The sequence below is a fragment of the Pandoraea sp. XJJ-1 genome, assembly GCF_026802345.1.
In the GTDB taxonomy this organism is placed as follows: domain Bacteria; phylum Pseudomonadota; class Gammaproteobacteria; order Burkholderiales; family Burkholderiaceae; genus Pandoraea; species Pandoraea cepalis.
This window is the reverse complement of sequence record NZ_CP113827.1, coordinates 4377769-4399117: the sequence shown is the minus strand read 5'-3', so window position 1 is coordinate 4399117 and position 21349 is coordinate 4377769. Positions and strand designations below refer to the sequence as shown.

Below are 21349 nucleotides of genomic sequence, written 5' to 3'. Positions count from 1 at the left end.
CGGCAAGGCCCCGTGAGGGGCCATGCCGGTTCAGAACGAAGCAGCCAATGCCGGCTCCTCCTCGACTTCGCCTGCGGGCTCGCGCTCGGCGGGCTCGACAGGCTGGTCGGCAGCGGTGTCGGCGGCAACCTCGGCTTCGGGCGCGGGTGTGTCCTCGGCTTGCGGCGCCTCGGCTTGCGCCTGGCTCGTCGGATAGACCTGGGTGCCGTCGATCTTGATGAGACCGATGTGGACCAGCGTCGATTCCAGGCTCGCTCCCGGTTCCCCGGCGCGCTCGCCCTTGGTGTGGATGTACGGATCGATCTTCATGTCGTTCAGACGGAAGGCGATTAGCACCTTGCGGTCCCCTTCGATGGCCTGCACGCACCGGCGAACCAGGTGCTCGGCTTCAGGGGTGGCGACGATGGTGTCGAAGTACCGATATTCCGGTTCACCGACAGGCCCGGCCAGTGCCGCGACGCAGCACGACAGGAACGGATCGCCATCCTTGGGGGAGACGTCCTTCGGACGGCTGAGGTAGCCGATGCCGCGGGTGATCAGCTCGTGCTGCTTGATCGAAGCCAGTTCGGCCCGGTCAAGCGGCTCGGCCTTCAGCAGTCGTGCTTTCAGAGACGCGGCGGCCTGGCCCTTGTGCTCACCCTTGTCGCGGATGTACGCATCGCCCCAGAGGTCGCCGAGGCGGAAGCGCACCAGGGGCCGCTGCTTGGGATCGTCAACGCCGATGTAGCGCTCGACCAGTTTCTTGGCCTCGGCACCCGAGACCTTGACGTCGAAGTAGCGGTAGCTGGGGTCCTTGGCGGAACCGACCAGTGCGGCGATGGTGCATGCCAGGAAGGGCTGCGCACGGCGGCCGCCCCGGACGGGAACCTCGCGGGCACGCTGGATGTACCCGATGCCCGAGGTGTGGAGGTCGAAATACGATTTCTCGTTGGACGTGGTGCTCATGGTGGATCTCCATTGGGATGAAGCGGAGACACACCGGCCCCACGCATGCGGGGAAAGGTGCGTAACCCCGCGGTGGGTTGATAAGGCGAAAGCATCCGCCACCAGGACTGGTGGCCGCTCGCGGATGGATGCGGTGCGAGCTGGCTCGGTCACGCAGTGGGAACTGCGCGGCAACCTCGAAGACCGATGGTTGCCTGGCATGTCGCTGACAACGTCAGCAGGCATGGGGGCAGCATGTCCGGGCCTCGCGCGCGCGACAGCAAACAATGCGCATTCGGTCGCTCCCGTCTTTCCAGCACGCCGTGGAAAGAAAAAGCCCCTCGAAAGGGGCTGGTCGGGTCAGGCTTCGTACACGAAGTAGTGCTCGCGCGGACGCGGGAAGAAGACGTGCTTCCACGTGTCGCCGCTGGTGTTGCCGCCGTCGAACACGACCATTTCGTAGTCGTCAATGTCGGTGTCCATCAGGTCGGCGCTGGCGATATGGCGCATGTGCAGCGTGCCGTGCGTGCGCTGGAATACCAGAATCTGGCCGATGGCGTCGTCCTGGCCCATGGCGTTGACGCAGGCTCCAAGCTGGTGCTCGAAGTCGGGTGCGCGTGAGATGAGGTCGGGGAACATGAGGTTGCTCCTATGAAAATGGACCAGCCCGGCTCCTTGGGAGACGGGCTGGCATGGGGGACAAAGAGGAAGATTGGCGCGTCGTGCGGCTGCTAGGACTCAGCCAGCGGCAGGCCCAGCAGCGCAGGTGCGTCGGCGTCGAGGATCAGGATGCGCACATCGGCCTGGCCAGCCAGGTCAAGGATGTTCGCCAGGTCGTCCGGCATGCCCTTGTTCCGATGCTCCTGTCGAAGCTGCTCCGCGGTGATGCCTTCGGCGTGCTCCAGGTTCTGGTCCGTCCAGGGCGTGGAAATCAGCTTGACGCCGATCGCCGGGCTGTACGGCACCCGGAAGGCGATGAACAGCATGGCCTCCGGCGTGGCGAGGTCCGCCAGGTTGGCGAGGTAGTGCCAGGTATCGACCGTGATGTGCTCACGGCTGATCTCCCAGCATCGGCTGTAATAGCCGGTCTCGAAACTCAGGCGCTGCATCACTTCCCGCGCGGCCTCGGCCGAATAGGCGTCACCGACGTGGACTGGGCGGCCGTCGAAGTCCTCGCCATGGATGGCATAGACCACGGCACCGATCACACCTTCGCCGCTGACGCCTTCACCGGCATCGCATTCGGCCAGTACCTCGGCGCTCACGGCTTCGCGGCCATTGCTGACCACGGCGAAATCGCTGGCGACGATGCAGGACGATGAAACCAGTTCCTCGTCGGAGAGGTGTTGCTGGCTCGCGTGGATGTTGCGCCAGACATGCGGGCTTCCGTCCTCGTAGCTGATGCACAGCGTGCGGATGATTTTCAGATTCCAGTAGCCGCGAAGAAAGGGATTAGGTTTCTGAGACATGGGAACTCTCCAGATTGAATAATGGAGCCAATTCCCGCCACCGGGAACTGGACCCGGTGGGTTGAAAGTGGAAGATGCGTCAGACAACGCTGACCACGGCGGCGTCAGCACTGCGCTGGACGACGGGAAATAAATTGAGGGACATGGCCTCGTGGGCGCATGTCCCTCATGGGGAGTGAACGAAGACGCGGTGGTGTGCCGGAGACCGGCTCACCAACCGTTGTAGTTCACCAGCAGGTCGGCGATGACCCTGCGGCGTTGCAGGTCGAGACCGTCGAAATCCGACAGCCCGTGGAAGTGGCAGCGCTTGAGCATGGCACCGCCCTCGCGCGCGTTGTAGAAGCTGACCATGGCGGACAGGAACATGCGTTCTCCGCTGCTCAGGACGCCGAGGGCGTCGTTGAGCCGCAGCATGTTGGGCCGCAGATCCCACTTGCTCTTGGCCTGGTTCAGACCTTCACGGGTGCCGTCGCCGAACCACTCGGGGCCAGCGATCTCGACACCGCGCTTCCAGGCCTCGAAAAAGGCTTGGGGCGCGGCAGCGAAATGCTGCTCTTCCCGCATGATCTGATCGACGACTTCCCGAGGCAGTAGCTGGTTCATGACGTGATTCCTCCAGTTGGATCAAGGAACGGCGAGCTGGGACCAGCCGCCTCTTTCGAGGGCACGTTGAGCCGCGGCGTAGCTGCGGAAGTACTCGCGGGATTCCCGCGAAACGGGGCCTTCGGTATCGCGCGTGCCGATGTAGTGACCGGCGGCGCTTTGCAGGACTTCGAGCGGCAGGAACTTGCCGCAGTAGGTCGAGGCCAATTGGCCGAAAGAGGCTTGTTGGGACATGGACGGGCTCCTTGGAAAAGCGGGGCCTCGTCCCTCACGGGATGGCAGCTCCCGCACGCGGTTGATAAAAAGCATCGACGTCACGGGGACGCGCGTCCGCAGACCTGATGCGATGCGGACTGGTGGGCAACGCGGGAGAGACCCGCGGCAGCCTGGAACCCTGGCTGCTGGCATGTGCTGACGAATCAGCGAACATGCGGGCAGCTTCGTGCGCGGCCCGCGCCGCGTCAGTTAGAAAACGGCATCCGGGCCAGCCCCGATTGATGCGCGCAGAAAAAAGAAGCCCCGCATCGAGTGCGGGGCTGTCAGGAAGGTGCGTCGGTCCTGGGTCAGTCGGGCGTGTCGCCCAGGATATGCTTCTTCCACAGGTCAATTGCCTGCTCGGGCGGAAGCTCGGCAAGGATGATGATGGGCTGGGTCTGCCGAGCGCGCAGCGAAGCGAAGTACGCCTTGCGGTCCGCGATGGCCTTGAGCTTGATGCCCTTGATGAACAGAAGTTTGCCGTCCTTGATGAACAGCACCCTGTTGCCGATGTCGCGCTTGAACGCGGCTCGCAACTTGCGTTCCCCGTGCATGGCTTCGGCCAGTTCATCGACCAGGAAGTCGAGCGTCATGTCGATGTAGTGAGGGTCTTCGCCCTCCTGGCCGAGGTCGAGCGGAGCAGGCGGCAGACCCTTGGCGAAGGCTTCGGCCTGAGCCAGAAGCGCCTTCTTGCCATCGAGCGCACGCAGGAATGTCGAACCGCCGTTCCCGCCGTTGTGGGCCTCGGCAATGGGAGTGCCGTCGAACACGACAATGGCGGTGAAGCACAGCGTTTCGTCGCTGGCGAAGTCGGACACTCTGAGGTCTTTCAGCGTGATGCGGTCTTGCTTAGTGATGTTTTCCATGGGAAGTCCTGAAATCAACCGGGTGGCGACATGCCCCTGGCGGGACGTGGCGGCCATCCCGTGGGTTGGAGAAAAGAGGCATCGATGCCCCGGTGGGCAGCGTTCGCCGGTGAGATGCCGGGGCGAACTGGCGGGTGGCGCGGGTCGAACCCGCGGCAGCCTTGACACCCTGGCTGCGGGCTGTTGCCGATACATCGGCAATGCAGGAGGGAGAATGGCGCGGCCCGCAGGCTGCGTCGCCGATCAATCCGAAGCGGTCGAGCCCGTCTTGTTCAGGTACTGCACCAGGCGCTGGCCCAGCCATGTCATGCACGGACTGGCACGGCATGCCGCCGACCAGGACGTCGGGCGCCGGCACGGTGCCGGCGCGCACCTGGCGGGCGATCGCGGTCATGCCGCCCAGGTTGGGCACGCGGGGGTAACGGTGGGCGAGCACGGCGCTCGTGAACGGCTCGATTTCGGCGAACCACGCGGCTTCGAGGCCGAGGGGTTGCCAGGCGAGGCTCACGGCCTCGATGCCGCTGCACACGCTGCCGTACAGCAGTGGCGCGGCCTGGGGCGCACCGCGTGAGGTGCGAGGTTGCGGGTTCATAGTCGGGTCTCCTGTTCGTGTGGCCCTGGACCGTGTGGCCGGGCCGGGACGTTGATTGGCAGGAGAAAGGCGCCGAAGGCCCTGCGGCCTTCGGCTCGGGAGGACAGAACCACCCGTGGGCTGATTGGCAGGCCCGGTCGTCGCTAGAACCGTCTGCTGTCAGCAATCACACCCGGCGCATATCGTGGTTGGCGCCGGCATCTTCTGGCGCACATCCGCGCACAAAAGGAGCCCAGTTTTTCGCCGTTGGGCACGGCGTCGAATACCGCTGACCACGAAGGGTCTCCGGGTGGCTCGCGCTACTTGGCAAGCCATCGGGGGACCCTTCGCAGAGGCGGAAGAAATGCAGATCAGCAGAACGCGCGGGTGGCGGTTCGCGGAGAAGCTACCTTCAGGCCCCGCAGCCGGGAACGGCTGGGCGGGACGCGCACACGGACAAGAGAAGGCGTTGCGCGCTGGGCGTCCCGCAGGGCGTGCGGGACACGGGCCACGCCGCCGATGGCGGGCACGGCTCTCGGGGAACGGGGTTGGTCAGGAGCCTTTGCGGCCGCTGCTGTTCCTGCTTGGGGGGCGCGAGGCACCACGCTTGGACGCACCGGATTCGACCGGCAGCGTGCCTTTGCAGTCGGGGTAGCGACTGCACGACCAGAACGGGCCGGTCTTGCCGGTGCGCTGGCGCGTGGGTGCGCCGCACTGCGGGCAAGCGGGCCCGGAGGGAATCTTGATGGACAGCGAAGTACTGCCGTACTGCGCGATCAGCTGCGAAATCCAGGCGGCTTGCTTGCCGATGAACACGTCCAGAGTGAGCTGTCCAGCTTCGATCATGTCGAGCGCCTGCTCCCACACGGCGGTAGTTCCGGGGTCAGCAATCGCCGCAGGCACGGCGTCGATCAGTGTGAACGCCGTATCCGAAGCACGGATGGAACGGCCCTTCTTCACGAGATAGCCCCGCGTCAGCAGGCCGGTGATGATGTTTGCGCGCGTGGCTTCGGTGCCGATGCCCGTCGTGTCCTTCAACTTCTGTTTCAGGCGCGGGTCGGTCACGAAGCGCGCCACGCCTTTCATCGACTTGACCAGTTCGCCCTGCGTGTAGGGCTTGGGCGGCATCGTCTTGAGCGCCTTGATCTCGGCTTCGGCCACCTGGCACGCCATGCCCTCGCGCAGCGCAGGGAGCACCTGGCTGCGCGCCGTGGCTTCTCCATCCTCGTCCGCTTGCGGCTCGGCCAGCACCAGACGCCAGCCTCTGACGACCACCTGCTTTCCGGTGGCCGCCAGCTTCTGCTGGCCGCAGGAAAGCTCGGCAACGGTGCGGTCGAACTCGTGGTGAGGGAGGAACTGCGCGAGGTAATGCGCGCGGATCAGCCGGTACACCGCCAGTTCCTTCTCGCTCATCGCAGAGAGGTTCGCGGGTTCGAGCGTCGGGATGATGCCGTGGTGCGCCGTGACCTTGCCGTCGTTCCAGGCGCGTGAGCGCTGGGAGCGGTCGAGCTGGCCCATGATGGGATGCAGCGAGGGGTCGGTCTTGAGCAGGCTGTCCAGGACAGTCGGCACTTCCGCGAACATGCTTTCGGGCAGGTAGCCCGAATCGGAGCGTGGATACGTCGTGGCCTTGTGCGTCTCGTACAGGGCCTGGGCGATCTCCAGGGTCTCCTGCACGTCCAGCCCAAGCTGCTTGGAACAAACCTCCTGAAGCGTTCCCAGGTCGAACAGCAGCGGCGGACCTTCGCGCACGCGCTCGGTCTCGACCAATACGACCTGGGCGCTGCCTGCAGCGCGGATCTGCTGCGCGGCCTGCTGGGCGATAGGCTGCTGCAGGCAGCGGCCGGCGTCGTCGGTGCAGCCATCGGGCGGAACCCACTGCGCGCTGAAAGTCTGTCCACCTGCGGAAAGGGACGCGTCGATGGCCCAGAACGGCACCGACTGGAAGGCCGCGATCTCGCGGTCGCGGTCCACGACGAGCTTCAAGGTCGGCGTCTGGACGCGACCGACGGACAGCACGCCGTCGTAGCCGGCCTGGCGCCCGAGCACCGTGAACAACCGGCTGAGGTTCATGCCCACGAGCCAGTCGGCGCGTGAGCGCGCCAGTGCCGAGTAGTACATCGGCAGCGTGTCGGATGAGGGCCGCAGCTTGCCGAGCGCGGTGCGGATCGACGCATCGTTGAGCGCCGACAGCCATAACCGCTCGATGGGGCCGCAGTAGCCGCACAGGTCGATGATCTCGCGGGCGATCAGCTCGCCCTCGCGGTCGGCATCGGTGGCGATGACCAGATGGGTCGCCTTGGCCAGAAGCGCCTTGACGACCTTGAACTGCGTGGCGGTCTTCGGTTTGACATCGACCCGCCACTGCTGGGGAACGATGGGCAACTGCTCCAGCGACCAGCGTTTGAGCGCCGCGTCATAGACCTCGGGAGCTGCCGCTTCTACGAGATGGCCGATGCACCAGGTGACGGTGACGCCGGAGCCGCTGAGACAGCCTTCACCGCGCTGTGTCGCGCCGAGAATTCGGCCAATGTCTTTGCCCTGGGAGGGCTTCTCGCACAAGAACAGCCGCATGTCCGTCCATCCGAATTCCGTGGTTCATTGAGTTGCTGGAATCGAGGATGCCGAGCACCACCAGGGGCAGCAGCAAACAAGCCGCACACGGCGGCGACCACTTTCACGGGATGGAATGGCGGGGACGGGAGTGGCGTGCGGCCGGGAGGGTGCGGTTCGGGAGCCGCGGTTTTCGGGAGCGCGTGGAAGCCGGTGGACGTTGATGGAGCTATCCCCTGGGGATAGCTCGCGAGGGCGTGGGGCGACGGACGACTGCCGCCGCCCCATGCCGGGTCACTTCCTGCGCTTCGGCTCCTTCGGCGCGGCCGGTTCCTGGGCGGCCTGGGGATTCGGCTGCGTGTCCTGCGTGGTCTCCTGCTGCCTGGGGCTGAGGGTCACGGACTCGATGCGGAACGGCAGGATGCCGACACTGCGCGCGTTGATCTGCCAGGTCTCGCGCGGCTGATCCTCGTTGTCCGTCCAGGGTTCGCGCTCCATGCGGCCGACGACCAGCACGCGCATGCCCTTCTGGTAGAGGTCCTTCCAGTGCGCGGCGTCGCGGTGCCAGATTTCCACCGGCGCCCAGAAGCCGCCGCGATCCTCGAAGCTGCCATCCTTCTTGGGAATGGGGTTGTCGAAATAGACGTTCAGGCGCAGAAGGCGGCTGGGCTCGTCGTTGCCGTTGGGGAACTCCCGGTACTCGGGGGGCGAACCGATGTTGCCCTCGCCAGAAAAGTGCGTGCTCATGTTGCAATCTCCGTGGTGGTTGAAAAACCCGCACCTGGTTGGCGGCGGGCGCGTGCTGGGGTGCGTGGCGCGATCACCGATCACGCATGGCGGATGGCATGGACTTGAGCCGGCGCAGGTAGGCGTCTTCCGCCTCGGCGGCCTTGCTGGCGCACTCCTGCGCCTGCCGGCCCAAGGTGTGCAACAAGCTGATCTGCATGTTCAGCGTGATGCGCTGAAGCTCGATGGCGTGCAGGTCGACCAGCAGGTTGACCGGCGTGCTGGTACTCGCCATCAGCTCCTGCCACAAGGCGACGCCCATGGCCGAGCGGTCGTGCTTGCGCCAGCGCAAAAACACCGTGCCTGCGCCAGTGGTCTGCTGGGCCAACTCGATGGGCAGCAGGTGGAAGGGATGCCCGACCGCCTGTGGCAGCACCTGTCGCTGCGCCAAGCCAATCAACTCGTCGCGCATGGCGAAGCACTGGCTGGCCCAGACCTCCAAGTCCCCTTTACCTTTAAAGGGCTTCAAAAGGCCTTTTAGAGAGCCTGCGTGTTCCAGCCGCATGAAGGCGGTCTGTTGCAGCGGGCGGAAGTAGCGGGTGTCGCGGTTCGGGTCGCTCATGCCTGCGCGTCCTCGTCCGCGGTAGTCTCGGGTGCCTCGGTGGTGGTGGCCTCGTCGCTGGGCAATGCGGCTGCGGCAGGACCGTCACCGCGCTGCTGCAGGCCACGGCGCACGATCGGCGGCGCGAACTTCGAGCGGCGCGTGCCTTCCAGCACGTCCTGCGGCAACTCGCCGAATTTCTCCAGCGCCGCCCGTGCTGCGGCATTCTTGGCGGCGAAGTCGTCGCGGGTGCAGCCCGAGTAGCGGTACTGCTGCGCCAGGCTGAAAAGACTGCGCAGTGCATGGGCGCCTTCGTTGAGCCAGCGTTCGAGCGTCGAGCGATCGATCAGCGCGGTGTGGTGCGCGAGGATCAGCTTGCGGGCGATGTCGTCGTAGTCGGCCAGCAGATACACCGCGGCAAAGCCCAACTGCGCATTGACGAACAGCGGCAGCTTGACGGGCTGCACGTTGAGGTTCTCGCCCAGGGTGAGTGCCGGCGGCACGCTCGCCAGGGCCTGGTCCACCTGCTCGCGCAGCGATTGCAGCGTGGCCTTCGTCTGGTCGAGCTTGTCCTCGATGCGCAGCATCCAGAAGTCGCTGTACGGGTCGTCCTGCTCCGAGCCGCGCCGCATCTTGTTCATCTGGGCGATGTAGCCGTTCAGGCCGACGATGCCCGGTCGCCCCTCGGCGGCGGCGCGGCCGTGCCAAATGCGCGAGGCGTGGTGCGTGTGCAGCGTCAGCGACATCGCGCTGCGCAGGGAGCCGAGATTCAGTTGCAGGGGTTCGTTGGTGGTTGCCATGGTGTCCGCTCGTTGTTGGAAAAGAGCGGACAGCTTCGGCAGGTGGCGGAAGGCAGTCAGTCAACAAACCGAAACCCGCCAGTCCCCGGTTCACGCGGCGGGCGCATGCGGCGCGAGCTATCCCCAGGGGATAGCGCCATGGAGCGCCAAGGAACGCTGCACACCTGGATCAGCGTGGACAGGGCCGATCCCACGGCGGGCGATCGAGGCCTGGCGTGCAGCGGTTCGACGTCGTAGCTGTCAGTGGAACTATCCCCAGGGGATAGTTCCATGGAGCGCCAAGGAACGCTGCGCGCCCGGATCAAGCGCGGACAGGGCCGATCCCGCCGCAGGCGATCGGGGCCTGGCGTGCTGCGGTTCGACGTGTAGCCGTCAGTGGAACTATCCCCTGGGGATAGCTCTACGGGAAGCCACTGGCATCCACTTCACCGCCTTGCAGGCCCGCTCACTTGCTGGCGAGCAGGTTGCGCAGCCGCTCGATGTGCTGCCTGGCGACTTCTGGCGGCACCGGCTTGCCCTGCGGCTGGGATGGTGGCGGTGCTGGTGGTGGCCGCTCATTCGGCGGAGCGTGTGCCGATGGCGCGTCTTTCTTGGCCCAGGCGTTGAACTCGCCATGGATGGCCCGCTGGATGATGCCGAACAGATACCCCGCAGGATTGCGGATGCCGTGGCTGCTGCATCGTGCGGCCCATTCGTCCAGCACGGCCTGCCTCAGCGCGGCATCGACCTGCTGCAATGCCACCCGCGCACCTGTTTGCTGCTCTGCCTTCAGTTCCGCGAAGCGTTTGGGCCATTGCAGGTCGCCCAGCGCGCGCGCCTGCGCCTGTGCCTGCGCGGTAGTACGTACTTCATTGATACGACTACTACGTACTGTACGGGCCTGCTTCGGATTCCGAAGAGAGGCGTCTGGCGCGGGTTTCGACCCTGCTTCGGATTCCGAAGTGGGGTCATCGGAATTCCGAAGAAGGCTCGTCGGCCCTTCTTCGGATTCGTGTGCGGCATCCTCCTGTGGATAACTTTCGTGCGCCCCGACGCCCTGGCTGGCGAGGCGCTCGGCCAGGACTTGCAGCCTCGACGGCAGGGTGCGCCCGGCCAGCATCGGGTCTTCGCCGATTTCCTTGAGGGTGTGCAGGCCCACGATCTGCACGGCTTTGGCCGAATGGCCGAGCGCCTGGCTGACGAGCTGCAGGTAGTCCGGGTCGAGCTGCATCGCTTCAAAGGGGGTCAGCGGCTCGTCGTGCAGGACATAGAGATTGCCGAGAATGCGGCCGGTCTTGGCGTCGCGCCGTCGCCGCACCAGGCTCAGCCATCGGGTCAGCCGCAGCAGCGTCAGGGCTCGCGCCACGGTTTCGTGCGAGGCCTGCCCGGCGCAGGGCATCGAGGCCAGCCAGGGCCGCAACTGCTCATAGGTGGGGAATGCGGTCACGCCGTCGTCGTTGAGCATCAGCCGGAACACCTGCCAGGCGTTGCGCTCCAGCGGCGTCAGGCGGCGGTCGAGGAACAGCCGCCGCGGTACAGTCTCATGCCGGTTGCCGCTGAAGAGGAACGCATCGCCGGACGCAGCCGGTGTCGCAGGTGACGGCGCAGATATAGGCATGCGCGTGGGCGTGGGCGGGCTGGGCCTGGGCGCAAGGTCTTTCAGCGCCGCGTCGAACAGGTCAGCGAGTGCGACGGGGCCATGGCGTGGTGCGGTGTCGTCCACGGCCATGGCTCAACCCAGTCCCTGATCGACCCACGACTTGATCGCGGCCCAGACCACCGACAGCGGCAAATCCATGCCTTCGGCGAGGTCCATGGCCGCGTCGAGAATCGAGGTCTCGTCCTCCAAGTCCACATTCCTGCTGCTGGTGAGCGCTTTCCAGCGCCGCCACAGTTCGACGTCCTGCTTCTCGTCCAGGACAGGGTGACGCCCCTTTCGCTTGGGCAGGCCCAGCACCTCACGGCGCAGGGCGACTTCCTGATGGGTCAGGCCATAGAAGCGGCTGACCATCTCCGTGCTGGCCCCCAGGCGCAACATGCGATCGACGGTCGCGATTTCCTTCTCCACGTCCTGCGCCTGCGAGAGCAGACGCCGGAGCACCTCGCGGTTCACGGACACGGAACACCACGAGACATTGGCGTTGGCCAGCACGCTCACCATGGCGGGATGCTTGAGCGCATCCAGCTCGGCCTCGCTGAAGCCCATCGCCTTGCAGCGGCGCAGTTGGCCGTTGCGCAGGTCGTAGAGCGCCTGGGCGATGACGGCTTGATTGAGCGGGTGCGGGGCGGACATGCGGGTCTCCTTCCTTCATGCCCCAGGGCCTGCGACGCCGGATTCCAGGTCCAGCAGGCGCCGGGCCAGGCGCAGCAATCGGAACAGCTTGACCAGCGCGGTGTCGCTCAAGCGGCGTGTCGCATCACCTTGGCCGTGCAGCAGCGCCGGCAGCTCGGCGGCAAGCTGCCCGCCGTCCAGATCGGCATCGGTGAAGCTCTGGCCTGCCAGGCTCGCCAGCAATGCCAGCACGCCGCGGCCCTGGGGTGATGGGGGCTGCGCGCTGGCATGGCATGCGAAGCCCACGCCGTCCGCGCGGTCCTCGATGCACTGATTAAGGCCTGCCTCACCCGCGATCTCGCGTGCGAACTGCGCGATGTGGATGCGCAGGCGATCGGGCGTGTCCAGGCCCGCGTCGATGTGCCAGACGTCGGAAATCGGGTAGAGACCGCCTGCCTGGACGGGAATGGACTGCAAGACGTTGGCCGAGAAATCGGGCAGCGCATCCCCCAGCTCGTCGGCGACCATCCGCTGAATGGATTGCAGCCGCTCCGTCGTAGGTGCGGGCGAAACGATGTGCCCCTGCAGCAGATCACCAGGAGCCGCCACGGGGCTTCCTGCGGGCGAGCCGTCCGTCCCTGAGCTGTCCTTGCGCTCGCGCGACCCAGGTATGGCCGCCGGCGTCGGGGCCGATGGGGCCGGCGCGGCGGGCGGGCGGGCCACGGTGCCAGGCTCAGGAAGTGCGGGCGGTGCCGATGGCGGGGTCGGATCGCTGACCAGGGCGCGATGGCGGCTTTCGGATTCCGTGAGGTCGAGCGCCAGCACGTCGTAGTCGATGCCGAGCAGCTCGGACATCTGGCCGATCAGCTCGTCCTGCACGCGCTGGGGGACGAACTCGTCGGCCTGCGTGTCGAACTGCGACAGCACCTCCTGAAAGAAGTCGTCGAAGTCCTGTACCAGCGTGCGGCCCTTGGCGTAGCGCTCCCACGCGAGCATGCAGGCCTTGCGCATGACCGACAGGCGTTCGACCTGGTGGCGGCCGAGCCCGCCGTAGAGCACGGTCGGGATCGCCGGCAGGAGGTAGCGCACCGCGTCGTTCATGCGGCTGATGTGCGACTGCTGGACTGGGAAGCCATCGGCAGCAAGGCGTCGGGCCAGTTCGGACTGGCTCAGGGTGGTGCCGCTTTCCTGCTCGTAGAACTCGCGCGCCTTCTCGACGCCGAGGGCGCGCTCGATGAAAGTGAGCCCGCCGCGCAATTCGTTCTCGGCCAGGTGGCCGGTCAGCATGACGACTTCGCCGCGGCTGGGCCAGGGCCGGAACAGGCACGAGATGCGGAAGAAGCGCTCGTCCTTGGTCTCCGACCACAGTTCGCGCAGGATGGCCAGCCGCGTATTTCCGCCGTTGCGGATGATGTAGTGGTCGTCGCCGGGGCGCCGGGTGATGGCCGGTGCCGCATCCAAGCCGCGCTCGCGGATGGATGCCTTGATTTCCTCGTAGGCCGGATTGCGCTTCTTGCGCGGGTCGTGGTCGTAGGGACGCAACTGGTCCAGGGTCACGATCATCGGGGTGTCGGCGATCGGGTCGCTCAAGGCCGAGGCTGATGGGCCGCTGCGCTCGAACCCCGCTGCAAGCAGCTTTCCCGCCATCTGCTGGGAGGTCATTTCAGCCATGGCCGCCTCCCTGCGCTTGGGACCGGGCCGCGCGCTCGGCACGGCGGATCTGCGCACGGGCGTTGAGGGCCGCCCGATGGTCGCTTGCCGTCGAACTGGTATAGATCGCGGCGCAGCCTGCCTTGGTGAATTTGAGGTGGCCGCCCGGTGTGCGCTTGACGTGCCAGCCTTCGCTGACGGCGAACTCGATCAGGGCGCGTAGCCGCTTGTGGCCTCGGGCCAGTTCATGTGCGTTCGCCATGAGACCTCCCGGTTTCAACGGGTCGCTGCAGGCGGCCGGACACGCGGGCCAATCGGTCCTGCCATTGCGGGAACAACTCGCTGGCGAGCGCGCGCATGGTGTCGAGCGCAGCGGGGGCGACTCTGCCTGGTGGTTGGCGGTATTCGACCCGATGCACCGGCAAGCCGCGCGTCGCGGCGCGCGGATATGCCTCAATAGCCGGCACGTCGGTGCCCATCACGCGAATGCCGGCGTGGTCCTGAAACAGGTCGCGCAGGGCCTGCTGGATCAGCCTTGCGTTGGCGGATACCGGGTGGACGCGGTTGATGAGCAGGTGCAGCGGCGGCGGCTCGATGCCCAGGTGCCTGTATGGCGCGATGTCTTCGAGCAACTGCATGGTGCCGCGCCGCAGTTCGCGGGCCGCGAGAATCTCCGGGGTCACAGGCGACAGCGCGAGGTCGGAGGCGAGTACCGCCATCTCCAGCAGCACCGAGCGCGCGCCCTGGGTGTCGATCAGTACCAGATCGTAGAGGGGGGCCAGCACTGGCAGCAGGTGCCGCAACCGCAGGCGACCATCCGGCGCATGCAGCAGCAAGGTGTTCAGCTCGCCCCGATGGTCGTTGGACAGCACCAGGTCCAGGCCCGCGATGATCGTGCGGGACACAAGCTGGCTGAGGTCGCGCTCGTTGAAGGCCAGCAACTCGTAGATGCCGCCAGGTGCGCGGTGGCCCAACTCGTAGTAGGACGACAAGGTGGGCTGCACGTCGAGATCGAGTAGCAGCACGCGCAGCCCCGCGTCCGCGGCGAGCCCGCCCAGGTTCGCGGCCGTGGTGGTCTTGCCGACGCCACCTTTGGTTGAAATGATGGATACGACCTGCATGGCGTTCTCCGTGTGAGGATGGGAAGTCCGCGGGAGAACGGGTCAGGCTCGGTTGTTGACGCGCTCGGCGATCCACTGATCGATCTCGATGGAGTCCCAGCCCACAGCGCGCACGCCCAGGCGCAGCGCCTGCGGAAACTGGCGCTTCCTCATCAGGGCGTAAATGTGGGCGCGCTTGAAGCCGGATTTCGCTTCGACTTCTTCCAGGCGTAGGATGCGGCGCTCGTTCGGTGGCAGTGCAGGTGTTTGCGACATGTCGGTCACTCCTGAACGCTCAGTGGCGTTTGTTGGCGTGACCTCTATTCAATAGACCTGGCTGCGGAAAGACATTGCAAATGCAATCTCCGCGATTGCACATACAAGCTGGAAAACTTCAGACTGCCGCGCTACGCACGCGGCGTCTGGCCGTGGCGAACTTGCCATTCAAGGTTCGCTCTGCGATGCCCATGGCGCCGCGGTGATGCGCGACCAAGGCACTGACCACGGCCTCCTGCGTCTTGAAGCTGGAGTAAGGCTTACCCGAAGGCGACTGGCCGAGCATCAGTTCCAGCATGCCTCCAATGATGTTCAAGTAGGTGGCCTCGGCCCGATCACTGATCGGACACTGCGAGCATGCGGGGACCGCCGTGGACTGCTTGAGCAGCCCGTCGTGCTTTTCCTGCAGGTCGCGGAGTTGGCGCTTGGATTGCTCCAGGGCGGATTTCAGTGCGAGCCGTTCGACCAGCATGGCTTGCCCGGTTTCCAGCGAGATGAAGGGATGGGCGATGCGTTCGCTACGGGAGAAGAGAAAACCGGGGCGCTGCTCAGGGTAGTGCTGACGCATCCAGCGCTTCAGATCGACGTGGCGTACCGTCAGATCAGGGGCGTCGATCAATGCGGTATCGCGTGAAGTGATGCCGTTCTGCCCGAAGGGCAGTTCCCCATTGAGGATGCCGTCGTAGATGCGGTCGGTGTACAGCCGCAGTTCGCCCCAGCGTGGGCAATCCAGCGACTGAGGCAGGTTCCTTGGCGACGAAATCGAGGCCAGGATCACCTGCTCGTACCGCAGCAGTCCGGCCCAGCGGATGGACGCTTCGATCGGGCGGTAGAACACCTTTGATGATGGCGCATCATTCTTGTTCTCGTGCATGCTCCGTCTCCTTCCAGGAGAAGAACTACATGACCGACTCCTTTGCCGCCGTCCTCATGGTCGGCCTGTGGTCTGTGCAGGAAGCGAGTCCAGAGGCTCGCTTGAGTACTTCTCGCCAGTTCGCGCTACTGGTAGCCGTTGTGTGGTCGATGTGCAAAAATCTATCGATCGCTAGAAGGTGCGAGCGTCGGTACGCAGGTTCGACAGTGACGCTCACGCTATCAGGGTCGTAAGAAGTTACGGCTCCTGCAAAACCGTCTCGGTATGGCCTGATATGCCAACGGTTTCACGAGGCGCGAGAGGGATGGCAATCGTCGTTCAACGTGCGGGCAGTCGCGGAGAACCCTTGCCTGTCATGCTTGCCCCGGCATCCTGATATATCGATAAAGAATCGCGCGCCGACGCGCCACCGCTACGGTGTGCGTTCTTCCTACGCGACTTGTGCGGATGAAGCGTCGCGCAGCGATGCGCAGTGCGTGCCGCTACACGGCGGCATCCGACCTGCGCCGCGACACCAGAAGCATCTGTCTTGTCGGCATCGCGGCGGGGATGTGGGACCAGAGAACGCTGCGTGGGTGGCCAGTCCGAGTCCGTCCCGTCTGGCGATGTGCCGAGCGCGTGTCTTGTGTGCTGAGTGCGGGTCTATGGACGCCAGTGGAACTCTTTGGACGATATTGTTGGCGGGGGCGAAAAACTAGGCTACAATTTAGGTCTTCGCTGACCACCTCGGCGAAGAAACTGTTCGGGAAACAACGACTTACGTGCCTAGTGCAAGTCTCGTTTCCCGCTCCAGTTTTCACACTGGACATTGAGTGAAGCAATCCTTGGTGTTCGGTGTCATGCGGGAGTAGCTCAGTTGGTAGAGCGCAACCTTGCCAAGGTTGAGGTCGCGAGTTCGAGACTCGTCTCCCGCTCCAAATCCAGAGGGAAGCCTGGCTTCCCTTTTTATTTGCCGAAAAGCCCGCGGCGATCGATCCGAAGGGCGCCCTCGATGGCAACACCGAGCGGTTACAATGCGGCATATCCCAATGGCGGGATGGCAGAGTGGTCATGCAGCGGCCTGCAAAGCCGTGTACGCCGGTTCGATTCCGACTCCCGCCTCCAAAATTCAAAAGCCCTGACTTGTCAGGGCTTTTTCTTTTTCCGCCGTTGATACGGCGCGTCCATGCAGATGCTGGTGCGCTGTCAAGTGCCGCTCGTTCATAGCGTTGCGCGGCTCACCCATGTCAGCATCATGGTCCGTTGAGAATTGCCGCATTAATATTCTGAGAACGATCCCAGGCATCGGAAATCGATGAAAGACATGACCGTCCCGAAACTGTTTTGCGTGAGCGCATTTTTGACGAGCACGCATTGCCGATGCTGGAACGGGCTAGTGATGCACGTGTTTGCATTGGCCAGACACGCACGGATTGCCCGCCAGCTTCGCAAGCGCTTGGGCATGGCGCAGCACCTCGCGAACCTCCAAAGGCCCACCGTGACCCATGTGGAACCGCTTGCCGCCGCTCTGCACCATCCGAATCAGTTCACGCGACACCGTGGCGGGGTCATCTTCAAACGGCGGTCGAATGGCTCGCCCCTTTCGAATCACGCCACCGATAAGGATGCCTGAGGCGATCAGGTCGCCAACCATCATGTCCTGGGACGACAACTCCACGGCAATCGAGCCGGGCGTATGGCCGCCCGTATGCCGCACGATGCCATCAACCCCGAAGTCGAGCAGGTTCACCGTGTGGCCGTTGCTCATCATGATGTCCGGGACAAAGCCGTCGTATGGTTCATGCGGAACTGGCGTCTTGAGAAACAGCTTGCCGACCCAGCTCGTCGTGCAATAGGTCATCGGCTCCTTGCGGCTGTAAAAATCCGCGTCATTCTGATGCGCCAGAATGGGCGCGCCCGACAATGCGCGCACACGTGCCGCGCTGCCGGCGTGATCGGTATGCGCATGCGTGACAACGATCAACTTGATGTCGCGAAACGTCAGGCCGTGTTCGGCGAGCACCTTGCCGATCTTGAGCTCCGATCCGGGAATGCCGGTGTCAATGAGTACACAACCGGCCTCGCTGCGGATGAGATGGGCGTTGACCATACCGAAAGGCAAGATCGGAATGGTAATGATCTGGGTCTGAAACATGACGTAATCCTTGGATAGGCAAGTAGACGGTGGCATGCGGTCTATGGTGTCGTGGCGAAGTCTTCGTCATCGCTGCGATGCGGTGCGAAGCGTTGCGTGGTGCCCGCGATCATGTTGCGCTCGGCAGGAGGCGCTTCCGCAGGCTCGATCAGTGCGGGCGTTGCAGCTGCTAACGGCGTGGCAAAGTCCCGGATCAGGTCTGACAGGTCGCCCGGTGCTTCCAGGGGCGAGAGATGGCCGATGCCCGACAAAATATGCAAAGTGGCGTGCGGTATGCGCGTCATCAACTCCTGCCGCAGCACAGCAGGGGGATCGACCTGATCTTTTTCGCCTGAAATGACGAGTGTGGGAACGCGAATCAGTGCGGCTTGCGCGCTGATGTCTTCCTGGCTGGCGGCCAGCGGCCACGCCACTTTGGCTGCGGGCGCTCCGCGCAGGCTGTCCTGCACGACGGTTTCCAGATCGTCCGGCTGAAGCGGACTGGCTGCCAGCACCTGCCGGACGGTGGCCAGGATGCTTTCCCGGCTATCGTAGGCGCTGACCATGTCTTGCCTGACGGCAAGCGGCACGCGCATCGGCGATGGCGGCGATGGTGCTACCAGCACCAGTCCCGCCAATCCTGCCGGGTGGCGCGATGCCAGCAGTTGCGCGACTTTGCCACCCATCGAATGCCCGACCAAGAGGTAATGGTCGAGGCCGAGGCTTTCGATCAGCCGTTGGGCATCGTCGGCCAGCGTCGCGAGCGTATAACCACTGGATGGTTTGTCCGACTGGCCCCAGCCGCGCTGATCGAGCGCGATGGTGCGAAAAGCGGGCCTGAGGCGCTGGGTGACATGCCGCCACGTGCGCGACGACCCGCCCCAGTAATGCAGGAACACGAGCACCGGAGCGGTTATCCCGAGATCCTCGACATGTAGTTGGACGGTGTCCGAAAGGGTGTTCATGAAACGGCTCCTGAAACAGGCTGGCAGTGAGGATATTGCGGCTGTGGTGATCTCAGGCGGCGGCCTGAAGGATGAAGTCAGCGACGACAACGGGATGCGACAACATCGGCACATGGCTGGAAGCAACACGCTTGACCGTTGCATTCATGCGCGCGGCCATGCGTTCCTGATCCACGCGCAGGATGGCCTGATCGTCTTCGCCAATCAGGTAGAAGGTGGGACGACTGCGCCATGCGGCCTGTGTCAGCGTGCCGCCGAGCGCCGCGCCGTTGATCGGGCCTTGCGTGGCATGGACGACTGTCTGCTCGGCGGGGTCGAGGTCCTGTGCGAACAGGGTGGCGACGCCTTTGGCGGTGAGCGACAGGAACCCTTGCGCGTCGGGCCTGATTTCGTCGTTGAGCGGGGCGGCTTCGAACTGGGCGAAGAGCGAGCCGGCTGATTCGCCCGCGTCCGGCGCAAAGGCGTCGATGTACACGAGCCGTTTGACCTTGGGATCGTTGCCTGCCTGCCCGATCACCGCGCCCGCATAGCTGTGACCCACCAGAACCACATCGCCCTGCGCCAGCGCGATGGCACGCCCAACCGCCGCGACATCGGCCTCGAAACTGGTGAGCGGAAGCTGGACAGCAGTGACGGCCATGCCCTTGGCGGCCAGCAGAGGGATGATCCTGGCCCAGCTGGAGCCATCAGCCCAGGCGCCGTGAACGAGGATTACGTTAGAGATCGAGTTGGATACAGAGGCAGTCATCGCATTTCTCCTTGAATATATGGTTTGTGGGAAGAGGCTTAGCCGTGCCAGTGTGAGCAGCGGATGACGGCGCAGAAATTCCCGCGATGGAAGTGCGGCGCCTTGTCGGCGATCACATCTGCCTTGACGTTGCCGAATGTGGTGTCGGGCTTATGCTTGATGCCGTCGTAGAAGGCCTGGATGATGTCTTCCTTGAAGGCGGGGGTGCGTGGAAAGGCGGCGACCACGGCCTCACGGATGTCTGAGGGATAGCGGTCATAGGTCAGGCCCAGCACGTCCATCTCAACGCCTGCGGTGGTAAGGGCGATCACCGGATGCATGAATTCGGGTACGCCCGGCGTGGTGTGCAGCGCAATGCCGGTCCACACCTTTTCAATGTCGGCGGGGTCGAGCTTGTAGCTTTGCAGGAAGTCGCGGGCGGCGTTCGCCCCATCCACTTCGAAGCGCAGGTCGGCGCTGCTGTGCGACGGCATCAGACCGACATCGTGGAACATCGTCGCCGCGTAAAGCAGCTCCGGATTGAAGGTCAGTCCGCGTTGCTGCCCGGCGAGGGCGCCGAAGAAATAGACCCGGCTCGAATGGTTGAACAGCAGCTCGGTCTCGGTATCGCGCACAAATTCGGTGATCGCCCGGGCCAAGGCGCTGTCGGGAATGGCAATGCCATTGATGGCCGGCGTTGCATGATGATGGTGGGTCAAGATGGTTCTCCGTAGGTAGCGAACTTGGCGGGTATCGGATGAATGCGCCAGCGACGGTGCTGACGGCCATTGCCGTGGATCGAATGCGTGGTTTGGCTGGCGCCCGACTAGGACCTCGCAGCCGACCTAGTCATCATCGCGACAATCCGGTGTGGCAGCAATCGCATTGATCCGCGAAAAACCGCCAAGCGTGAGTGATAAACTGCCAGCGGCGTTTCGGGCGAATGGGAGTCCGAAAAACGGATCAATCTTGGCGCGGGGGCACGGGTACTGATGGCAAAGCGAGAAGTTGCAATCGTCATTTTCGACGGCGTTCAAGCGCTTGACGTAGCCGGCCCGCTTGATGTCTTCACGGCAGCCAATGGCTTCTTGCCGGAGCAGGACCATTACCAATGCGTTCTGGTGGCAAGCAACACACAGCGCCTGCGCAGTTCCAACGGAATGTGGATGATGGCTGATCTGAGCTTCGATCAGGCAGACCGCGCTTTTGACACGGTGCTGGTGGCAGGCGGCCCGCACCTTCCCGCAAGTCCACCCGACGATGCCTTGTCGGCATGGCTGAGGCGATGGGGTGTCGCGGCCCAGCGATATGGCTCGATTTGCACGGGCGCTTTTGCGCTAGGCCATGCCGGACTGCTCGATGACCGAACCGTCACGACGCATTGGATTTGTTCGGAGCAGCTCGCAACGCAGTTCCCTGCAGCGCGGGTGGAGCATGACCGGATCTATTCTCGTGACGATCGCTTGGTGACCTCCGCCGGCGTGACGGCCGGCATTGACCTCAGCCTCTCTCTGGTGGGTGAAGATCACGGACCTGCGCTTTCTCTCGCATGCGCCAAGGCGCTCGTTGTTATCGCGCAGCGCCAGGGAGGCCAATCTCAGTTCAGCCCCCTGTTGATTTCGGCCCGTGACCCGGAAACTCCGCTGGGCAGGGTGCAAACCTACGTAATGGAACATATCCGCGAGGCGTTCCCGGTTGAGCGGCTCGCTGATATCGGCGGTGTAAGCCCGCGTAGTATTGCGCGGCTCTTCGTGAGTGAACTGAGCGTAACCCCGCATGAATTCGTGGAAGGGGTTCGCCTGGATCAAGCTCGCAAACTTCTGGAATCCACCGAGGCGGCCCTCAAGACCATCGCTTTCGACTGTGGTTTTACCAGTCCCGACCATATGCGCAGCGCGTTTCAGCGGCGACTCAACGTCACGCCTCAGCAATATCGAGGAAGCTTCAAAACCGTGTAGAAGAATTTGCCTCGGTGAAGTTGGCCCTTCGTTGTTGAACGGCTCACTCGCCGGCAGTTTCGCGCAA

The 21349-nt window shown here is 64.3% G+C and carries 23 protein-coding genes and 2 tRNA genes; 3 read left to right on the top strand and 22 right to left on the bottom strand.

All coding sequences use genetic code 11. The features are described 5' to 3' along the window. Positions 1-30 precede the first annotated feature (30 nt). The 18 genes from OYT13_RS20255 to OYT13_RS20170 all read right to left on the bottom strand — a co-directional run bounded on the left by OYT13_RS20255 (position 31) and on the right by OYT13_RS20170 (position 15519). Positions 31-945: a DUF3577 domain-containing protein gene (locus OYT13_RS20255; protein ID WP_033999126.1), complete on the bottom strand. Its 915-nt coding sequence runs from the start codon at positions 943-945 to the stop codon at positions 31-33. Positions 946-1284: 339 nt separating this feature from the next. Further along, complete coding sequence (locus OYT13_RS20250) at positions 1285-1563, bottom strand: hypothetical protein (RefSeq protein ID WP_023095516.1); 279 nt, start codon at positions 1561-1563, stop codon at positions 1285-1287. A 92-nt stretch (positions 1564-1655) separates the two neighbouring features. After that, complete coding sequence (locus tag OYT13_RS20245) at positions 1656-2393, bottom strand: DUF5983 family protein (RefSeq protein WP_023095517.1); 738 nt, start codon at positions 2391-2393, stop codon at positions 1656-1658. Between the two features lie 210 nt (positions 2394-2603). Further along, the gene (locus tag OYT13_RS20240) at positions 2604-2996 is read right to left on the bottom strand and encodes a hypothetical protein (RefSeq protein WP_023095518.1); all 393 of its coding nucleotides are present in this window, start codon (positions 2994-2996) and stop codon (positions 2604-2606) included. A gap of 21 nt (positions 2997-3017) precedes the next feature. Then, positions 3018-3230 carry a hypothetical protein gene (locus tag OYT13_RS20235; protein WP_023095519.1) on the bottom strand — a complete coding sequence of 71 codons (213 nt, stop codon included), beginning with the start codon at positions 3228-3230 and terminating at the stop codon, positions 3018-3020. Between the two features lie 329 nt (positions 3231-3559). Then, positions 3560-4117, bottom strand: a complete 558-nt coding sequence (locus OYT13_RS20230) for a hypothetical protein (RefSeq protein ID WP_023095520.1) — start codon at positions 4115-4117, stop codon at positions 3560-3562. After that, complete coding sequence (locus OYT13_RS25310) at positions 4101-4709, bottom strand: DNA cytosine methyltransferase (protein WP_023095521.1); 609 nt, start codon at positions 4707-4709, stop codon at positions 4101-4103. Before OYT13_RS25310 ends, OYT13_RS20230 begins: the two co-directional genes overlap by 17 nt. Before the next feature lie 531 nt (positions 4710-5240). Further along, entirely contained in the window at positions 5241-7262 is a 2022-nt protein-coding gene (locus OYT13_RS20220) for a DNA topoisomerase III (protein WP_023095522.1), read from the bottom strand. Positions 7263-7535: 273 nt separating this feature from the next. Next, complete coding sequence (locus OYT13_RS20215; protein WP_023095523.1) at positions 7536-7988, bottom strand: single-stranded DNA-binding protein; 453 nt, start codon at positions 7986-7988, stop codon at positions 7536-7538. A 73-nt stretch (positions 7989-8061) separates the two neighbouring features. Further along, positions 8062-8589 carry a DUF3158 family protein gene (locus OYT13_RS20210; protein ID WP_023095524.1) on the bottom strand — a complete coding sequence of 176 codons (528 nt, stop codon included), beginning with the start codon at positions 8587-8589 and terminating at the stop codon, positions 8062-8064. Continuing rightward, positions 8586-9368 carry a PFL_4669 family integrating conjugative element protein gene (locus tag OYT13_RS20205; protein WP_023095525.1) on the bottom strand — a complete coding sequence of 261 codons (783 nt, stop codon included), beginning with the start codon at positions 9366-9368 and terminating at the stop codon, positions 8586-8588. Before OYT13_RS20205 ends, OYT13_RS20210 begins: the two co-directional genes overlap by 4 nt. Before the next feature lie 445 nt (positions 9369-9813). Beyond that, a complete protein-coding gene (locus OYT13_RS20200) occupies positions 9814-11076 on the bottom strand; it encodes an STY4528 family pathogenicity island replication protein (RefSeq protein ID WP_023095526.1) in 1263 nt (420 codons plus the stop codon). A gap of 3 nt (positions 11077-11079) precedes the next feature. Further along, positions 11080-11640: a DUF2857 domain-containing protein gene (locus OYT13_RS20195; RefSeq protein ID WP_023095527.1), complete on the bottom strand. Its 561-nt coding sequence runs from the start codon at positions 11638-11640 to the stop codon at positions 11080-11082. A 15-nt stretch (positions 11641-11655) separates the two neighbouring features. Further along, positions 11656-13290, bottom strand: a complete 1635-nt coding sequence (locus OYT13_RS20190; RefSeq protein ID WP_033999127.1) for a ParB family protein — start codon at positions 13288-13290, stop codon at positions 11656-11658. Continuing rightward, a complete protein-coding gene (locus OYT13_RS20185) occupies positions 13283-13531 on the bottom strand; it encodes a hypothetical protein (protein ID WP_033999128.1) in 249 nt (82 codons plus the stop codon). The genes OYT13_RS20190 and OYT13_RS20185 overlap by 8 nt, the downstream gene beginning before the upstream one ends. Further along, the gene (locus OYT13_RS20180) at positions 13515-14390 is read right to left on the bottom strand and encodes a ParA family protein (RefSeq protein WP_033999130.1); all 876 of its coding nucleotides are present in this window, start codon (positions 14388-14390) and stop codon (positions 13515-13517) included. Before OYT13_RS20180 ends, OYT13_RS20185 begins: the two co-directional genes overlap by 17 nt. A 42-nt stretch (positions 14391-14432) precedes the next feature. Continuing rightward, positions 14433-14645 (bottom strand): AlpA family transcriptional regulator, encoded by a 213-nt coding sequence (locus OYT13_RS20175; RefSeq protein ID WP_024890131.1) that lies wholly within the window; start codon positions 14643-14645, stop codon positions 14433-14435. 118 nt (positions 14646-14763) lie between these two features. Next, on the bottom strand, positions 14764-15519 hold the full coding sequence (locus tag OYT13_RS20170; RefSeq protein WP_033999134.1) for a hypothetical protein: 756 nt from the start codon (positions 15517-15519) through the stop codon (positions 14764-14766). Positions 15520-16360: 841 nt separating this feature from the next. Here OYT13_RS20170 and OYT13_RS20165 point away from each other — a divergent pair. Continuing rightward, positions 16361-16436, top strand: a tRNA-Gly gene (locus OYT13_RS20165). Between the two features lie 113 nt (positions 16437-16549). Further along, positions 16550-16623, top strand: a tRNA-Cys gene (locus OYT13_RS20160). 268 nt (positions 16624-16891) lie between these two features. Here the strand turns inward: OYT13_RS20160 and OYT13_RS20155 are convergent. The 4 genes from OYT13_RS20155 to OYT13_RS20140 are packed head-to-tail and all read right to left on the bottom strand — an operon-like array spanning position 16892 to position 20043. Then, on the bottom strand, positions 16892-17653 hold the full coding sequence (locus OYT13_RS20155; protein WP_017232525.1) for an MBL fold metallo-hydrolase: 762 nt from the start codon (positions 17651-17653) through the stop codon (positions 16892-16894). A gap of 41 nt (positions 17654-17694) precedes the next feature. Further along, positions 17695-18597 carry an alpha/beta fold hydrolase gene (locus OYT13_RS20150; RefSeq protein WP_017232526.1) on the bottom strand — a complete coding sequence of 301 codons (903 nt, stop codon included), beginning with the start codon at positions 18595-18597 and terminating at the stop codon, positions 17695-17697. A 52-nt stretch (positions 18598-18649) separates the two neighbouring features. Continuing rightward, positions 18650-19345, bottom strand: coding sequence for an alpha/beta fold hydrolase (locus OYT13_RS20145; RefSeq protein WP_268566868.1), 696 nt, complete (start codon positions 19343-19345; stop codon positions 18650-18652). 38 nt (positions 19346-19383) lie between these two features. Further along, positions 19384-20043 (bottom strand): HD domain-containing protein, encoded by a 660-nt coding sequence (locus OYT13_RS20140; RefSeq protein ID WP_261939777.1) that lies wholly within the window; start codon positions 20041-20043, stop codon positions 19384-19386. A gap of 273 nt (positions 20044-20316) precedes the next feature. Here OYT13_RS20140 and OYT13_RS20135 point away from each other — a divergent pair, with 273 nt between their 5' ends. Then, positions 20317-21282 (top strand): GlxA family transcriptional regulator, encoded by a 966-nt coding sequence (locus OYT13_RS20135; protein ID WP_026131697.1) that lies wholly within the window; start codon positions 20317-20319, stop codon positions 21280-21282. Positions 21283-21349 lie beyond the last annotated feature (67 nt).

Excerpts from the sequence above, each read along its gene's own strand:
- OYT13_RS20175 (WP_024890131.1), bottom strand. The coding sequence starts at position 14,645 with ATGTCGCAAACACCTGCACTGCCACCGAACGAGCGCCGCATCCTACGC.
- OYT13_RS20190 (WP_033999127.1), bottom strand. The coding sequence starts at position 13,290 with ATGGCTGAAATGACCTCCCAGCAGATGGCGGGAAAGCTGCTTGCAGCG.
- OYT13_RS20245 (WP_023095517.1), bottom strand. The coding sequence starts at position 2,393 with ATGTCTCAGAAACCTAATCCCTTTCTTCGCGGCTACTGGAATCTGAAA.
- OYT13_RS20250 (WP_023095516.1), bottom strand. The coding sequence starts at position 1,563 with ATGTTCCCCGACCTCATCTCACGCGCACCCGACTTCGAGCACCAGCTT.
- OYT13_RS20235 (WP_023095519.1), bottom strand. The coding sequence starts at position 3,230 with ATGTCCCAACAAGCCTCTTTCGGCCAATTGGCCTCGACCTACTGCGGC.
- OYT13_RS25310 (WP_023095521.1), bottom strand. The coding sequence starts at position 4,709 with ATGAACCCGCAACCTCGCACCTCACGCGGTGCGCCCCAGGCCGCGCCA.
- OYT13_RS20150 (WP_017232526.1), bottom strand. The coding sequence starts at position 18,597 with ATGAACACCCTTTCGGACACCGTCCAACTACATGTCGAGGATCTCGGG.
- OYT13_RS20145 (WP_268566868.1), bottom strand. The coding sequence starts at position 19,345 with ATGACTGCCTCTGTATCCAACTCGATCTCTAACGTAATCCTCGTTCAC.
- OYT13_RS20155 (WP_017232525.1), bottom strand. The coding sequence starts at position 17,653 with ATGTTTCAGACCCAGATCATTACCATTCCGATCTTGCCTTTCGGTATG.
- OYT13_RS20195 (WP_023095527.1), bottom strand. The coding sequence starts at position 11,640 with ATGTCCGCCCCGCACCCGCTCAATCAAGCCGTCATCGCCCAGGCGCTC.
- OYT13_RS20230 (WP_023095520.1), bottom strand. The coding sequence starts at position 4,117 with ATGGAAAACATCACTAAGCAAGACCGCATCACGCTGAAAGACCTCAGA.
- OYT13_RS20255 (WP_033999126.1), bottom strand. The coding sequence starts at position 945 with ATGAGCACCACGTCCAACGAGAAATCGTATTTCGACCTCCACACCTCG.
- OYT13_RS20220 (WP_023095522.1), bottom strand. The coding sequence starts at position 7,262 with ATGCGGCTGTTCTTGTGCGAGAAGCCCTCCCAGGGCAAAGACATTGGC.
- OYT13_RS20210 (WP_023095524.1), bottom strand. The coding sequence starts at position 8,589 with ATGAGCGACCCGAACCGCGACACCCGCTACTTCCGCCCGCTGCAACAG.
- OYT13_RS20180 (WP_033999130.1), bottom strand. The coding sequence starts at position 14,390 with ATGCAGGTCGTATCCATCATTTCAACCAAAGGTGGCGTCGGCAAGACC.
- OYT13_RS20135 (WP_026131697.1), top strand. The coding sequence starts at position 20,317 with ATGGCAAAGCGAGAAGTTGCAATCGTCATTTTCGACGGCGTTCAAGCG.
- OYT13_RS20170 (WP_033999134.1), bottom strand. The coding sequence starts at position 15,519 with ATGCACGAGAACAAGAATGATGCGCCATCATCAAAGGTGTTCTACCGC.
- OYT13_RS20240 (WP_023095518.1), bottom strand. The coding sequence starts at position 2,996 with ATGAACCAGCTACTGCCTCGGGAAGTCGTCGATCAGATCATGCGGGAA.
- OYT13_RS20200 (WP_023095526.1), bottom strand. The coding sequence starts at position 11,076 with ATGGCCGTGGACGACACCGCACCACGCCATGGCCCCGTCGCACTCGCT.
- OYT13_RS20185 (WP_033999128.1), bottom strand. The coding sequence starts at position 13,531 with ATGGCGAACGCACATGAACTGGCCCGAGGCCACAAGCGGCTACGCGCC.
- OYT13_RS20205 (WP_023095525.1), bottom strand. The coding sequence starts at position 9,368 with ATGGCAACCACCAACGAACCCCTGCAACTGAATCTCGGCTCCCTGCGC.
- OYT13_RS20215 (WP_023095523.1), bottom strand. The coding sequence starts at position 7,988 with ATGAGCACGCACTTTTCTGGCGAGGGCAACATCGGTTCGCCCCCCGAG.